Origin of the sequence: Rhizobium azibense (assembly GCF_004342325.1) — a bacterium.
Taxonomy (GTDB): domain Bacteria; phylum Pseudomonadota; class Alphaproteobacteria; order Rhizobiales; family Rhizobiaceae; genus Rhizobium; species Rhizobium etli_B.
In genome coordinates this window covers 165,741-179,155 of the sequence record NZ_SMBJ01000011.1, presented here as the reverse complement: position 1 = coordinate 179,155, position 13,415 = coordinate 165,741, and the positions used below count along the sequence as shown (strand labels likewise).

16 protein-coding genes are annotated in these 13,415 nt (G+C 60.1%); 14 read left to right on the top strand and 2 right to left on the bottom strand.

What is annotated here, in order from left to right:
* Position 1: 1 nt before the first annotated feature.
* Complete coding sequence (locus tag EV130_RS25700) at positions 2 to 1,048, top strand: UDP-glucuronic acid decarboxylase family protein (protein WP_132553546.1); 1,047 nt, start codon at positions 2 to 4, stop codon at positions 1,046 to 1,048.
* A gap of 18 nt (positions 1,049 to 1,066) precedes the next feature.
* Positions 1,067 to 1,801, top strand: coding sequence for a TIGR04290 family methyltransferase (locus tag EV130_RS25695; RefSeq protein ID WP_132662064.1), 735 nt, complete (start codon positions 1,067 to 1,069; stop codon positions 1,799 to 1,801).
* A 514-nt stretch (positions 1,802 to 2,315) separates the two neighbouring features.
* Here the strand turns inward: EV130_RS25695 and EV130_RS25690 are convergent.
* Together EV130_RS25690 and EV130_RS25685 are read right to left on the bottom strand one after the other, a co-directional pair.
* Positions 2,316 to 2,519: a cold-shock protein gene (locus EV130_RS25690; protein ID WP_132553636.1), complete on the bottom strand. Its 204-nt coding sequence runs from the start codon at positions 2,517 to 2,519 to the stop codon at positions 2,316 to 2,318.
* A gap of 164 nt (positions 2,520 to 2,683) precedes the next feature.
* Positions 2,684 to 3,070, bottom strand: coding sequence for a MarR family transcriptional regulator (locus EV130_RS25685; RefSeq protein ID WP_132662062.1), 387 nt, complete (start codon positions 3,068 to 3,070; stop codon positions 2,684 to 2,686).
* A 92-nt stretch (positions 3,071 to 3,162) separates the two neighbouring features.
* Between EV130_RS25685 and EV130_RS33500 the strand changes: the two genes are divergently transcribed.
* The 12 genes from EV130_RS33500 (at position 3,163) to virB11 (ending at position 13,243) form a co-directional block, all read left to right on the top strand.
* A complete protein-coding gene (locus EV130_RS33500) occupies positions 3,163 to 3,684 on the top strand; it encodes a hypothetical protein (protein ID WP_132662060.1) in 522 nt (173 codons plus the stop codon).
* Positions 3,685 to 3,687: 3 nt separating this feature from the next.
* On the top strand, positions 3,688 to 4,350 hold the full coding sequence (locus EV130_RS25675) for a lysozyme family protein (protein WP_132662058.1): 663 nt from the start codon (positions 3,688 to 3,690) through the stop codon (positions 4,348 to 4,350).
* Complete coding sequence (locus EV130_RS25670; protein WP_132553538.1) at positions 4,347 to 4,646, top strand: TrbC/VirB2 family protein; 300 nt, start codon at positions 4,347 to 4,349, stop codon at positions 4,644 to 4,646. Before EV130_RS25675 ends, EV130_RS25670 begins: the two co-directional genes overlap by 4 nt.
* Positions 4,647 to 4,651: 5 nt before the next feature.
* Entirely contained in the window at positions 4,652 to 4,990 is a 339-nt protein-coding gene (locus EV130_RS25665) for a VirB3 family type IV secretion system protein (RefSeq protein ID WP_074062223.1), read from the top strand.
* Positions 4,983 to 7,349 carry a VirB4 family type IV secretion/conjugal transfer ATPase gene (locus tag EV130_RS25660; protein ID WP_132662056.1) on the top strand — a complete coding sequence of 789 codons (2,367 nt, stop codon included), beginning with the start codon at positions 4,983 to 4,985 and terminating at the stop codon, positions 7,347 to 7,349. The genes EV130_RS25665 and EV130_RS25660 overlap by 8 nt, the downstream gene beginning before the upstream one ends.
* Positions 7,349 to 8,047 (top strand): P-type DNA transfer protein VirB5, encoded by a 699-nt coding sequence (gene virB5 / locus EV130_RS25655; protein WP_074062221.1) that lies wholly within the window; start codon positions 7,349 to 7,351, stop codon positions 8,045 to 8,047. Before EV130_RS25660 ends, virB5 begins: the two co-directional genes overlap by 1 nt.
* A gap of 188 nt (positions 8,048 to 8,235) precedes the next feature.
* Entirely contained in the window at positions 8,236 to 9,168 is a 933-nt protein-coding gene (locus EV130_RS25650; protein ID WP_132662054.1) for a TrbL/VirB6 family protein, read from the top strand.
* A gap of 38 nt (positions 9,169 to 9,206) precedes the next feature.
* A complete protein-coding gene (locus tag EV130_RS25645; protein ID WP_074062218.1) occupies positions 9,207 to 9,476 on the top strand; it encodes a hypothetical protein in 270 nt (89 codons plus the stop codon).
* A 1-nt stretch (position 9,477) separates the two neighbouring features.
* On the top strand, positions 9,478 to 10,149 hold the full coding sequence (locus EV130_RS25640) for a VirB8 family type IV secretion system protein (RefSeq protein WP_132662178.1): 672 nt from the start codon (positions 9,478 to 9,480) through the stop codon (positions 10,147 to 10,149).
* Positions 10,146 to 11,003: a P-type conjugative transfer protein VirB9 gene (virB9, locus tag EV130_RS25635; RefSeq protein ID WP_132662052.1), complete on the top strand. Its 858-nt coding sequence runs from the start codon at positions 10,146 to 10,148 to the stop codon at positions 11,001 to 11,003. Before EV130_RS25640 ends, virB9 begins: the two co-directional genes overlap by 4 nt.
* Before the next feature lie 9 nt (positions 11,004 to 11,012).
* Positions 11,013 to 12,197 (top strand): type IV secretion system protein VirB10, encoded by a 1,185-nt coding sequence (virB10, locus tag EV130_RS25630; RefSeq protein ID WP_132662050.1) that lies wholly within the window; start codon positions 11,013 to 11,015, stop codon positions 12,195 to 12,197.
* Positions 12,194 to 13,243, top strand: coding sequence for a P-type DNA transfer ATPase VirB11 (gene virB11 / locus EV130_RS25625; protein WP_132662048.1), 1,050 nt, complete (start codon positions 12,194 to 12,196; stop codon positions 13,241 to 13,243). Before virB10 ends, virB11 begins: the two co-directional genes overlap by 4 nt.
* Positions 13,244 to 13,415: the final 172 nt, after the last annotated feature.

Genomic DNA, 13,415 nt, shown 5'->3' with positions numbered 1-13,415 from the left:
CATGCAGAAAGGAAATCTTCGCGAAAAAGCCAAGACTGTTCTGGTGGCAGGCGGAGCCGGCTTTGTGGGTTCGCATCTCTGCGATGCGCTCCTTGCCCGTGGCCATCCCGTCATTTGCGTCGACAGCTTTATCTCCGGCTCGCGGGACAATGTCCGGCCGTTGACGAACCATCCGGGCTTCCGGCTCATCGAGCAGGACGTTTGCGAGTTTCTGGAAATCGACGAGCCGGTCGACCAGATCTACAACCTGGCCTGCGCCGCATCCCCGCCGCGATATCAGGCCGATCCCGTCCACACGATGATGACCTGCGTCGCCGGTACGGGAAACCTGCTTGCCCTTGCCGAACAGCACAAAGCCTCCTTCCTGCAGGCTTCGACGAGCGAGGTCTATGGCGATCCGGTCGAACATCCGCAGCGGGAGGACTATCGCGGCAATGTCAGCTGCACGGGACCGCGCGCCTGCTATGATGAAGGAAAGCGTGCTGCGGAAGCGCTCTGCTTCGACATGCTGCGTGCCGGTCGGGTGGACGCGCGGGTTGCCCGCATCTTCAACACCTATGGGCCGCGCATGCAGGCCAATGATGGCCGGATCGTCTCAAATCTGATCGTTCAGGCGCTTTCGGGAAAGCCCCTCACCATCTATGGAAGCGGCATGCAGACCCGCTCGTTCTGCTATGTCAGCGATCTCGTGGGTGGTCTTATGGCGCTCATGGACGTCGAGCCCAATCCGCGCATGCCGGTCAATCTCGGCAATCCCGGTGAGTTTACCGTCAATGAGGTCGCCGAGATGATCCGTTCGATGGTCCCGACCCGTTCGGCGATCATCTACAAGCCGCTGCCGAAGGATGACCCGCAACGTCGCCGGCCGGATATTTCCCGTGCGACCGAACTTCTCGACTGGCAGCCGACTGTGCCACTTGTCGAAGGGCTCGGCAATACAATCGACTGGTTTGCCAACAACCTCAGCGATCGCCCACAGCGACGGGCGGCGACGCCGCGTCGTCATCGCGCCACGGTTGCTTCACAACCGGTCTCAGCGCAAAGCTGACTTGAATGGATGCAAGCGATGATCGACCGAACTCTCAAACGTCGCATCAGCGAATTGGGGCCGTGGTTCCAGAACATGCGGCTCGGTGAAGTCGAAACCGCCCCGGATCACTTTCTCGGCGACTATCCCGCGTTTAAATGGCAAGGCTTCAAGCATGTGGTGCCGGAAGATCTGGGCGGGCGCAGCGTTCTCGATATCGGCTGCAATGCCGGCTTTTATGCGATCGAGATGAAGCGACGCAACGCCGGGCGGGTGCTTGGCATCGATTCCGATCCGCGCTATCTCGCGCAGGCGCGTTTTGCCGCCGAGCATTTCGGCTTCGACGTCGAGTTCGAGCAGATGTCGGTTTACGATGTGCCCAAGCTCGCAGAGACCTTCGACCTTGTGCTCTTCATGGGCGTGCTTTACCACCTGCGCCATCCGTTGCTGGCACTCGATCTCCTCTACGAGCACGTAGTCGGCGATCTGATGCTGTTTCAGTGCCTGCAGCGCGGCGACGAGCGGATTGCCGCACTGGAAGAAGATTACGACTTTTCGGAATGGACTGTGTTCGATCGGCCGGATTATCCGAAACTGTTCTTTGTCGAGAAGCGCTATGCCGCCGATCCCACCAACTGGTTCATTCCCAACAAGGCCGCCGTCGAGGCGATGCTGCGCAGCTCCGGGTTCACGATAGAGGCTAATCCCGAGCGGGAAGTCTATCTCTGCCGCCGGGGCCACCGGCCGTACATGGTCGAGCCACCGCCTGTCTAGATAAACGTTCCGCAATACTGCGGCTCCAGTATGCTGCCTGTCATGGTGGGGCAGGGTAACGATGATCCCGATGTCGGAGCGCGCGACGATTTCAATCGACTTTTTAGGGACACCAGGTGAGTTGGTGGAGGCGCCTTGGAACAGATAGTGCTGACCTGCGTTGGATAGCGTGGCTGATCACGGTTTCGATGGAGGATACATCCATGGCACCAAACGAAAACAAGCGCGAGACTGGCTCAAGCAAGGGCGGAAAGAGCGCATCCGGTTCTTCGTCCTCGAAATCCTCTACGTCCGGAAAACAGGGCGGTTCTCGCGAACAGCACGCCAAAGCCGGTCAGCAGAGCCATAAGAACTCGAAGTAACCGATCACCCGCTGGCTCGAAGCCCGCGGTCGATCCGCGGGCTTCCAATGGCAGCCCGTGCGACCAGCAGCCATGGAAATGACGAGACCCCTGTCGTGTTCGTCTGCCTCGTTAGGGGCGGGCTCAGCCGTTACTGAGCGAGACTTATGCCATCAGAGCGCGCTGACATTTTCCGCCTTCGACTTTCCGGTCTTGCGGTCCTGGCCTAACTCGTAGCTGACCTTTTGACCTTCTTTGAGCGTGCCGCCGCGCTGCAACGCGGAGACATGAACGAAGACGTCTGTTCCCCCGTTTTCAGGGGTGATGAAGCCAAATCCTTTGTCCTCGTTGAAAAATTTCACGGTGCCAGTAGGCATGATGGTTCCCCCTTCACGGTTGATGCGCCCACCGAACCTATTGTGCCTTCGCTTCACTATCAACAAGGTATCTTGCCCAGGCCCCCGTCGCAGGTGCCAAAATGGCGATGGGCGAACGTCGCGCGCCTCCCCGGGCCACATAAGTTTACTTATTCAAGACACTATTATTTGGCGTCGACGGCATCGTCAGCTCGGGCATGACTCCCCTGGAAGATGCGTATTTTATCCAGGATGGCCGGGGCGATCTCAAATCGGCGCGCCTTGCCGCGCCCCATCGAGTTCTTCACGAAGCTCTCGGTCAGGAGCCCGCGGCGAACCAGCGGGTCTACCGTTTCGGTCACGCCAGTGCGCGTCAAACCCGTGGTTTCGACGATATTTGAAAGGGTTAGCGTGTCATGCCCCTGATGCATGATGTAGAGGATGCTCATCATGCCGATCTGCTTCAAGCGCGACTGGGGCGTCTCATCTTCCAGCGGATTGTCGAAAATCTCCTGGAAGATGAAGGCTGAAAAGGCAATGTTGTGCAATTGAACGTTGAGTGCTCTTGTCATTTGTTTAACTGCATAATATAAGGCTGTATGAATTTCCAGACGACACGGACGCCGGCGGCATCGTTGGCGTGCGGATTGCGCAGGGACAGCTCATGAAAAACCTTCTGATCAGGACGTTCGTGGCTCTTCTCAATGCCTCGCCATCCTATCTCATTTCCGGGAGTCATGCGCGGGCGGATGATTGGGGATGCCAGGTTATCCTATGCCTTTCCAATTCCGGCGGCGCAACGCAATTTTCCGAATGCCGCCCGCCGATCGAGAAACTGTGGCGAGAACTTGCAAGGGGGCACGCTTTCCCGAGCTGCGACGGCCTTGGTTTTACGGCATCTGCGCCCGGATACGCCCCCTACTATTGCGACAAAGGCTACCGGTTGACGAGGCGATACAGTGATGGCGGACGGCAGGCAACTTGCATCTCGACCACACCCCAGACTGTCTCAAACAATGAATGCTCCCCAAACAGCGAGCGCGGAGTTCTGTCACCGGCCTGGTACTGGAATGACGGGCAGCGACAGTGCCGGCGCTACGTGACGATGCAGCCGCATATGCGCTTGCGCCCACATTACGTCGACGTGACCATCGACGGGATCGGAAACCAAAGGGTGTGGTACTAAGCAATGCCAGTCGCCTTCGTCGATCTTGCGGAGATATGCGCTCCCACCATTGCGATCGAGACGATTGCTGCCGTTGTTAGCCTGGAGAGCGGCTTTCATCCTTACGCCATCCGCATCAACAGTGGCCCGCCCCTTTTGGATCAACCGGCATCCAAGTCGGAGGCAATTGAGCTCGTCACTTCCCTCGTTGCGGCTCGCCAGGACATCCAGATCGGTCTTGGTGGTCTCGGCTTGGGGGAACTCAACAAGCTGAAGCTCTCTATATCGGATGCCTTCGATCCCTGCCTGAACCTCAAGGCGGCCGCCACTCTGCTCGACGGGTATCGTCGCCTTGCCTTGCGCACGGGCGCCGATGCAGCGCAAGCGGAAAACGTCATGCTTCAGTCGCTATACGGCCGGGGCGATCCGTCCCTCGGCAAGGTGGTCCGTTATGACGAGCAGGTCCGCCAGGAAATGGTCCGGCTATCTCCCAAACTGGTGTCGCTTTCCATAGCCGAGCCGCCCATTGAAGCTCGCATCGACCAGCCCGCAGACATCCAGGACGCGCCAGCGGTCGCAAAACGCCTTCCCCAAGCCGATGAAACCGCCTCATGGGACGTCTTCGCTTCCCGGCGGCGATCCTCGGTTCTCGTGTTTCAGAATGATCGATCGGAGCAAAGTGAATGACTTCAAGATACAGTCTTCGCCCTGTCGCGGCCTCTGCCTTTATGGCCGCAGCCATCGTTGCCTGCCTGGTCGAACCGGCCTTCGCCCAGGCTGCGGGTATCGAGACGGTTCTGCAAAACATCGTCGACTTGCTGACCGGCAATATCGCCCGACTGCTCGCCGTCATCGCCGTCATCATCATCTGCATCGCCTGGATGTTCGGCTACATGGATCTGCGCCGCGCCGGCTACTGGATCATCGGCATCGGGGGGATCTTCGGCGCCACAGAACTGGTGAACACCATCGTCGGGAGCTGAGCGACATGGCGACAGCCGAAGGTATCGAAGAAGACATCCTGTTCATTGCCTGCACCCGGCCGGCGATGATCGCCGGCGTGACAATGGAGGCGATGGGCCTGAACATCATGCTGACGACGATCCTCTACATCGCGGCCGGATCGGTTGCCTATGCGCTTGTCGGCGTCATCTTTCACTTCATGTTCCGCACACTCGTCAAGCACGACCACAACATGTTCCGGATCCTGGTTTCCTGGATCGAGACGCGCGGTCGATCGCGCAACACCTCCTATTGGGGTGGGGCCACGCTCTCGCCGCTCAAGCTCACCAGAGCCTATGACGAAAGAGATCTGAGCCTTGCCTAGAAACTTGACGCTTCGCTCCCGCGAACTCGGGCCGGAGACCTTTATTCCTTATGTGCGCCATATCGACGAGACGACGATCGGACTGGGTACCAGAGCGCTGATGGTGATGATTGCGCTGGAAGGTGTATCCTTTGAAACAGCCGACGTCATCGACCTCAACAGCCTGCACCGCAACCTCAACACGCTCTACCGCAATATCGCCGATGAGCGCCTCGCACTCTGGACACATGTCGTTCGCCGTCGCGACAACGGCTATCCCGAAGGACGATTTGCCAATCCGTTCTGCGACGCACTGAACTCAAGATATCGTGCGCGCATGATCGGCGAGGATCTGTTTCGCAACGATCTTTATCTTTCGCTGGTCTGGCATCCTGCACGCGATCCCGCCGAAAGGGCTCTTGATCTTCTTTCGCGGCTGCGCAGGGCACGCCGCAGCGATGTCGAGCTCGACGAAACGGCGCTAAAGCACCTGCGCGGCAAGCTATCCGACATCACATCGGGCCTCAAACGCTTCGAGCCTCGGGTGCTGTCCCTCTACGAGCGGGCCGGCGTCCTGTTTTCCGAGCCGAGCGAAGTCCTCCACCAGATCGTGGGCGGCCGGCGCGAACCCATTGCGTTGACGGAAGGAAGAATTTCATCGGCGATCTATTCGGATCGGGTGATTTTCGGCCACGAGACGATCGAGATCCGTCACGAGGCCGAAAGCCGCTATGCCGGGGTGTTCGGGTTCAAGGAATATCCGGCAACGACCCGCACCGGCATGCTCGACGGCATCCTGACGGCCCCCTTCGAGCTTGTTCTGGCACAATCCTTCGCCTTCACCTCGAAAGCGGATGCGCGCATCATCATAGGGCGCAAGCAAAACCAGATGGTCAGCGCCGGCGACAAGGCGGCGTCCCAGGTCGAAGAACTCGACGCTGCGATGGACGATCTCGAATCCAACCGCTTCGTGCTCGGCGAGCATCACCTTACGCTTTCAGTCTTCGCCTCCTCGGTCAAAGCGCTCACAAACCATCTGGCCGAAGCCCGCACGCACCTTACCAATGGCGGTGCAGTCGTCGCGCGTGAGGATCTCGGGCTTGAAGCGGCCTGGTGGGCACAACTGCCCGGCAATTTTCGCTACCGCGCGCGCTCTGGCGCAATCACATCCCGGAATTTTGCGGCACTTTCGCCTTTTCATTCCTATCCAACCGGCCAGAAGGACGGAAATCAATGGGGTCCAGCCGTTGCCCTGCTGAAGACCGCGTCCGGTTCGCCTTTCTACTTCAACTTCCACCACCGCGACCTTGGCAATACCTTCATCTGCGGTCCCTCCGGTACCGGCAAGACCGTATTGTTGAACTTCATGCTTTCCCAACTCGAAAAGCACGATCCCCATATGGTCTTTTTCGACAAGGACCGTGGGTCGGACCTTTTCGTTCGGGCGGCCGGTGGCGCTTACCTGCCGGTGAGGAATGGCCTTGCCACCGGCTGCGCGCCGCTGAAGGCGCTCGCGCTGACTGCGGAAAACAAGGTGTTTCTCACACGATGGATCGGCAAGCTCGTCGGGTCGGCGACACGTGAGCTGACGGTCGCCGAGCTCAGCGACATCGCCTTGGCGGTCGACGGCCTTGCGGACTTGCCGGTCGAACGGCGTTCCATCGGCGCCTTGCGGACTTTCCTCAATAACACCGACCCGGAGGGCATCGCCTCGCGGCTGCGGCGGTGGGAAAGGGGAGGGCCGCTTGGCTGGGTATTCGACAACGAGGCCGACGAGATCGGCATCGGCGCCAAATTCATCGGATACGACATGACGGATTTCCTCGACAACGAGGAAATCCGCACGCCGTTGATGACCTATCTCTTCTTCCGCATCGAGCAGCTGATCGACGGGCGGCGCATCATCATCGTGATCGATGAATTCTGGAAGGCCTTGCAGGACGAGGGTTTTCGCGATCTGGCCGAAAACAAGCTCAAGACGATCCGCAAGCAGAACGGGCTCATGCTGTTTGCAACCCAAAGCCCGCGCGATGCCATTGTCTCGCCGATCGCCCACACGATCATCGAGCAGTGCCCGACGCAGATCTTCCTTCCCAATCCGCGCGGCGATCGTGCCGACTACGTCGATGGTTTCAAACTCACCGAACGGGAGTTCGAGCTTGTCGCACGCGAACTGTCGGCAGAAAGCCGCCGCTTCATCGTCAAGCAAGGACATAACAGCGTCGTGGCAGAACTGGACCTCAAGGGCTTCGATGACGAGCTCGACATATTGTCCGGCCGCACGGCCAGCGTGGAACTCGTCGAGGCGATCAGGGCCGAAGTCGGCGACAGGCATGAGGACTGGATGGCGGTATTCCGGCAAAGAAGGAGAGCAGGTTGATGCAAAGGAAGCGGGCAAGGTTTGCTCTTATGGCGGCAGCTGTTTTGCTGCCGGCGGCAACGGCATCCGCACAGGGCATTCCGGTCATCGACCGGATGGCGATCGTAAAGCAGATCGAGAGCATTGCGCAGCTGAAGTCCCAGCTCGACACGCTGAACCAGCAGCTCCAGCAAGCCGAGCAGCTTTATGGATCGTTGAACAAGATCACCAACATGGCAGATGTCGCAAGCATCTTGAACGATCCTTCGGTCCGCAAGGCGCTGCCAGGCGACTTCAATGCCATCGAAGGCCTGTTCAAGGGTTCGGGCAACGGCGCCTTCGGCAGTTCCGCTTCGAAATTCCTGGAGAGCAACTCGACCTATCGCACCGGCGCCGACGACTTCTACGCCCAGGAATTGTCGCGCCTCCAGAAGCAGAATGCAGGGCAGATGAGCCTTGGCCAGCAGATCTATGATGCAGCCACCAAGCGCATCGAGGGCATCGATCAGCTGCGCCAGCAGATTTCCCGCGCCGCCGATGCCAAGGACGTTGCCGATCTTCAGGCACGCCTGCATGCCGAAACGGCCTTTGTTCAAACCGACGTGCTGCGCATGCAGGCTTTGCAGATGGTCCAGCAGGCGCAGGTGCAGGTCGATGATCAGCGAAAGGCGGAAGACTGGCGAAAGCGCATGGACGCAATGGGAGCGGCGCTCAGATGAAACAGGCCCCTGCTCAAGCGATCGCGCCTGCCCAGTCCGTTTGCTGCGGCCAGACCGATGAGGCTTTGCTCGCCGTTTTCGGAGCCAAGTGCCGGAACGGTCCTGTCAGAGATGCTGACACGCACTGCAAGGGAGCGACGGCGGATGCGATGCTGCAGTTTTTTTGCAAGTGGTCCGGGGGCTAAGGGATGTATCAGGTCTTCAGCTTCGTGGACGGGCAATTCAAGTCGCCCCTGGAGACGTTCATCACGTCGGGTACCGCAAACATCGCCGCCTGGGTGAGCGGGCCGCTCACTGCGGCGCTGACGCTCTACGTCGTGCTTTACGGCTATCTTGTGCTGCGCGGTTCCGTCCAGGAGCCCATTCTCGAATTTGCGTTTCGGGCAATAAAGCTTGCAATCATCGTCATGCTGGTAAGCAATGCAAGCGAGTATCAGACCTATGTCACCGGTCTGTTCTTCGAGACGCTGCCCAGGGAGATTTCCGAGGCGCTGAACTCGGGGACCGCGCCCAGCGCCTCCACGTTCGACAGCCTGCTCGACAAGGGCCAGAAGGGCGCCCAGGAAATCTGGGCACGTGCGTCCTGGCCCGTCGACATCGTCACCGGCATCGGCGGGATGATGGTGATTGGCGCGAGCTTCATCGTCGCGGCGATCGGTTACATCGTTTCCCTCTATGCGCGGCTGGCCCTTGCCATCGTGCTTGCGATCGGCCCGATCTTCATAGCACTTGCAATGTTCCGGCCCACTCGCCGCTTCACCGAGTCCTGGATTGCCCAGCTTGCCAATTTCGTCATCCTCCAGGTCCTGGTCGTGGCGATCGGTTCGTTGTTGATCACCTGCGTCGACACGACCTTCACGGCGATCGAAAGCTATTCCGACGTGCTGATGCGCCCGATCGCGCTTTGCGTCATCTGCCTTGCAGCGCTTTACGTCTTCTACCAGCTGCCCGGTATTGCCTCGGCACTCGCGGCAGGCGGAGCAACCTTGACCTACGGCTACGGCGCTGCCCGCGACGCGCACGAAAGCCTGATTGTCAGGGCGACCACGTATTCGGCAAGAGCGGTCGGGCAAGGGGCCCGCCCGGTCTCGCGCCGTCTCGAAGCGGGAACAGTAAAATGACGGAAAGGTCGCTCACGAAACGGGCAGGTAGTTCGGGCATGCTTCGCATCGTTTCATTGTCGCTCTTTGCCGGGGCACTTTTCGCCTGCAGCTCGATGACACACACGCTTCCCAGATGTGACGGCTATTTCCGCCGGCCGCTGAACCGGTCCATGTGGCAAGCGGAAGACGACGGCAAGCTGAAGCAGCCTGCCTCCGGTCAGCAAAGCCATGCCGCCTCCTACGCGCAGCAACCGGTCGCGGCCACGCCAGCCGCCTTTGCGCATTTCGATGTCGAAGGTTCTTACCGTCCGTGCAAGGGCAAATGACATGGTGACGCCGGACAATCTGAAGAGCTATTTCGACAAGGCGCGCCGGTTCGATCAGGACCGCTTGATCCAGGTGGAGCGTTCCGCCCGCATCGCCTGGTTCGTCGCTGGTTCTGCCGGCATCGTGGCCGCCGTCTCCGTCTTCGCCATCGCCGGGCTCACGCCGTTGAAAACGGTCGAGCCCTTTGTGGTCCGCGTCGACAACTCCACCGGCATCGTCGACGTCGTCTCCGCCTTGACGTCGAGCGCCGGCAGCTATGATGAAGCCGTCACCAAGTATTTCGCCGCCAAGTATGTGCGCGCGAGAGAAGGCTATGTCTGGAGCGAGGCCGAGGAGAACTTTCGCATCGCTGCCTTGCTCTCAACGCAGCCGGAGCAGACGCGTTTTGCAACCGTCTACCGGGGAAGCAATCCGCAATCTCCGCAAAACGTCTACGGCCGCAGCGCGACGGCGCGCATCGGCATTGTTTCCATCTCCCTGATCAATACCAACGTCGCCTCCGTGCGCTACATGCGCACGATCACCCGCGCCGAGGACGTGCGCACCACGCACTGGGTAGCGACGCTCACCTTTTCCTATGTCAACGCGCCGATGTCCTCCACCGACCGGCTGGTCAATCCCCTGGGCTTTGCCGTCAGCGAATATCGCGCCGATCCGGAGGCCATCGATTGAAACAGATAGTCCTGATCGCCTCTGCTCTCAGCCTTGGTCTTGCATCGACAGCCGTTAGCCTTGAAATTCCCCGCGGCGCATCGAAGGACAGCCGTATCCGCTTCGTCGAGTATCAGCCCTACGACATTACGCGGATCGTCGGGACGTTGCGTACGTCCGTCCAGATCGAGTTTGCCGCCGACGAGGAAATTGCCCATGTCGCACTTGGCAACAGCGTTGCATGGGAGGTAGCGCCGGCCGGCAATATCCTGTTCCTGAAGCCGCGGGAACATCAGCCGGTAACCAATATCTCGATCGTGACGGCCAGACGCGATGGATCGACCCGCAGCTATCAGATGGAACTGACGGTGCGGGACGGAACGGTGGAAGCCGGTCAGAACACCTATTTTTACGTGAAGTATCGATACCCGGCCGATGAGGCGGAACGCCGCCGTCTGCAGGCGGCCGCCCGCGCCCAGGTTGCCGAAGCCGGTCGGGCGGATCGGGTGCTCGCGCTCCATGAGGCCTATGGGCCGCGAAACTGGCGCTACTCGGCGCAAGGTTCCGTATCGCTTGAACCGCAGGCCGTCTATGACAACGGCAAGCTCACCACCTTCGTCTTTGCCGGCAATCAGGAAATGCCGGCAATCTACATGGAAAACTCCGACGGAACCGAAAGCCTGATTCCCAAGACCGTCGACGGCAATCTGGTGCTGGTTCATGCCATCAGCCGCAAGTTCATTCTGCGCCGCGGAGGTGATGTGCTGTGCGTGTTCAACGGCGCCTATGATCGTGTCGGCATCGACCCCGAGACCCACACCACGTCACCGTCCGTCGAGCGTGTCCTCAAGATGCAACCCGCTGCCGCGCAATAGGAAAGTGCCATGGCCGAGGAAGACACCACACCGATCCCTGGAGAGCGCGCGCAAACGTCGGTCGGGCGGAGCCGGCTCGACAACAGCCCGATCCTGAAACGCGGCGTGGTTGGAGTTGCAATCCTTGCCTTCGTCGTTTTTGCGCTCTGGTCGATGCGCGCTCAGAACAAGCCACCGCAAGGAACCCACCCCGAGCGCGTCGTCATCCGCCAGACGTCGGAGTTCGAGCCTGCCAGGGAACCGGTCCAGCCGGTCGCGATGCCGGCGGAGGTGCAGCTGCCAACGCCTGTGGTGAGCGAGGAGGCGCCGGCCGAGGAGGATAAGCTGCTGGACGCTGCCCGCCGCGCGCCGGTGATCGCTTATGGCGGCGAAAAGGCGCCGGCGACCCACCGGCAGAACAATAGCCCGGATGCTCCTTCGGACGACTTTCCGCTCGACGCCGGTCCCGGCCCAGTCGGTTCGCAGGCAGAAAACGAAGACCAGCGGTTCAACAGGATGCTGACGCCGACGCAATTGCAGGGCTCGCGCGCCGGCACGCTTGGAAATCGCGATTTCATAGTCGCCATGGGAACCTCCATCCCCTGTGTGCTCGAAACAGCGCTTTCCTCGGACCAGCCGGGTTTTGCAAGCTGCCTCGTCAACCGCGACGTTCTGTCGGACAATGGCCGCGTCGTGCTGATGGAGAAGGGCACCCAGATCGTTGGCGAATATCGCGGCAGTCTACGCCGCGGTCAAAAACGGCTCTTTGTTCTGTGGAGCCGTGCCAAGACGCCGAAGGGCGTGATCATTGCGCTCGCGTCGCCTGCGACCGATACTCTCGGGCGGGCAGGCATGGACGGCTATGTCGACACCCACTGGTGGGAGCGCTTCGGCAGCGCGATCCTGCTGTCGATCGTCGGCGATGCGACGTCCTATGCGAGCGGCCGGTTTGAGCAAGGCGATGTCGAGGCCGAAAATACCACGGGCGCCGGCCGGCAGGCTGCGGCGATCGCCGTGGAACAGTCGATCAATATTGCGCCGACGCTTCTGAAACACCAGGGCGACCCGGTCTTGATCTTCGTGGCACGCGACCTCGATTTTTCCGGCGTTTACCGGCTTCGCGTGACCGAGCCTCGCAACAGGATCTATGATCGCGCCGTCCTCGGGGATTTCAGCCCGGCTTCAACTTTCGCCACCAAGTCGGCAGGCCGATGACGGAAGGAGCAGATCGCGGTGTCGTGCGCGAGCTTCTGGCACCAATCTCAGCCTTTCTGCGCGACAGGTCGCTTTACGAGATCATCGTCAACCGGCCAGGTCAGGTGGTGACCGAGGGGTCGGCCGGATGGCAGACCCACGATCTGCCGGATCTGTCCTTCGACAAACTGATGCGTCTCGCACGCGCTGTCGCAAGCTATTCCAATCAATCGATCGACGAGACACGGCCGATCCTGTCGGCCACCTTGCCGGACGATGAGCGAATCCAGATCGTGATCCCACCGGCAACGACGAAGGGTACGGTCAGCGTTACCATCCGAAAGCCGTCGTCCGTTTCGCTAAGCCTCGACGATCTCGATGACGGCGGCCTGTTCGACGATGATCCAAAAGCCGAAAGAGACGGTATCGCGTCGGGCCGCAAACTTCTGGAGTACTACAGGAAGCGGGCTTACAAGGCTTTTCTGCGCGAAGCCGTCAAGGCCAGAAAGAACATCGTCATTTCCGGCGCAACGGGCTCTGGCAAAACGACTTTGTCGAAGGCATTGATCCGTCACATCCCGTCAAGCGAAAGGATCATCTCCATCGAGGACACACCCGAGCTGGTCATTCCGCAACTAAACCACGTTCGACTCTTCTATTCCAAGGGCGGTCAGGGCCTGGCGAAGATCGGCGCCAGGGACCTGCTGGAATCTTGCCTGCGCATGCGACCGGACCGAATCCTGCTGCAGGAACTGCGAGACGGAACGGCATTCTACTACATCCGCAATGTCAATTCGGGGCATCCAGGGTCGATCACGACAGTCCATGCCGACTCCGCGCAACTCGCCTTCGAACAGCTGACATTGCTGGTCAAGGAATCGGAGGGCGGCAGGGACCTCGACAGGCACGATATCCGTGCGCTGTTGATGATCGCTATCGACGTCATCGTCCAGTGCAAACGCATCGACGGGCGGTTTCGGGTGAGCGAGGTCTATTACCGCGACGCGCAAGAGACCACCGTCGGCATGTCCGATGGCAGCAGTGGCGATTTTCGTGAATGCCGGTAAGATTCGCGGGGGATTTGCTGTTTGGCATGGTCTGCGCCCGCCGCGAGCTCGGCTCCCATTTTGGCGGATCATGGGCCACCGGGTCGAGCGACGGCTGGTCGTCCAGTCAGAATCGGCGAGGTTTGAGATCGCAGGCTTCAGAGGGAGAGGAGGAAGGGAGTTCGTGACTGGT

What these genes read in the sequence shown, in the direction of transcription:
- EV130_RS25695 (WP_132662064.1), top strand. Translation starts at nt 1,067, where the DNA reads ATGATCGACCGAACTCTCAAACGTCGCATCAGCGAATTGGGGCCGTGG.
- EV130_RS33500 (WP_132662060.1), top strand. Translation starts at nt 3,163, where the DNA reads ATGAAAAACCTTCTGATCAGGACGTTCGTGGCTCTTCTCAATGCCTCG.
- EV130_RS25670 (WP_132553538.1), top strand. Translation starts at nt 4,347, where the DNA reads ATGACTTCAAGATACAGTCTTCGCCCTGTCGCGGCCTCTGCCTTTATG.
- EV130_RS25690 (WP_132553636.1), bottom strand. Translation starts at nt 2,519, where the DNA reads ATGCCTACTGGCACCGTGAAATTTTTCAACGAGGACAAAGGATTTGGC.
- EV130_RS25650 (WP_132662054.1), top strand. Translation starts at nt 8,236, where the DNA reads ATGTATCAGGTCTTCAGCTTCGTGGACGGGCAATTCAAGTCGCCCCTG.
- EV130_RS25645 (WP_074062218.1), top strand. Translation starts at nt 9,207, where the DNA reads ATGCTTCGCATCGTTTCATTGTCGCTCTTTGCCGGGGCACTTTTCGCC.
- EV130_RS25675 (WP_132662058.1), top strand. Translation starts at nt 3,688, where the DNA reads ATGCCAGTCGCCTTCGTCGATCTTGCGGAGATATGCGCTCCCACCATT.
- virB5 (WP_074062221.1), top strand. Translation starts at nt 7,349, where the DNA reads ATGCAAAGGAAGCGGGCAAGGTTTGCTCTTATGGCGGCAGCTGTTTTG.
- EV130_RS25665 (WP_074062223.1), top strand. Translation starts at nt 4,652, where the DNA reads ATGGCGACAGCCGAAGGTATCGAAGAAGACATCCTGTTCATTGCCTGC.
- EV130_RS25700 (WP_132553546.1), top strand. Translation starts at nt 2, where the DNA reads ATGCAGAAAGGAAATCTTCGCGAAAAAGCCAAGACTGTTCTGGTGGCA.
- virB11 (WP_132662048.1), top strand. Translation starts at nt 12,194, where the DNA reads ATGACGGAAGGAGCAGATCGCGGTGTCGTGCGCGAGCTTCTGGCACCA.
- virB10 (WP_132662050.1), top strand. Translation starts at nt 11,013, where the DNA reads ATGGCCGAGGAAGACACCACACCGATCCCTGGAGAGCGCGCGCAAACG.
- EV130_RS25685 (WP_132662062.1), bottom strand. Translation starts at nt 3,070, where the DNA reads ATGACAAGAGCACTCAACGTTCAATTGCACAACATTGCCTTTTCAGCC.
- EV130_RS25640 (WP_132662178.1), top strand. Translation starts at nt 9,478, where the DNA reads ATGGTGACGCCGGACAATCTGAAGAGCTATTTCGACAAGGCGCGCCGG.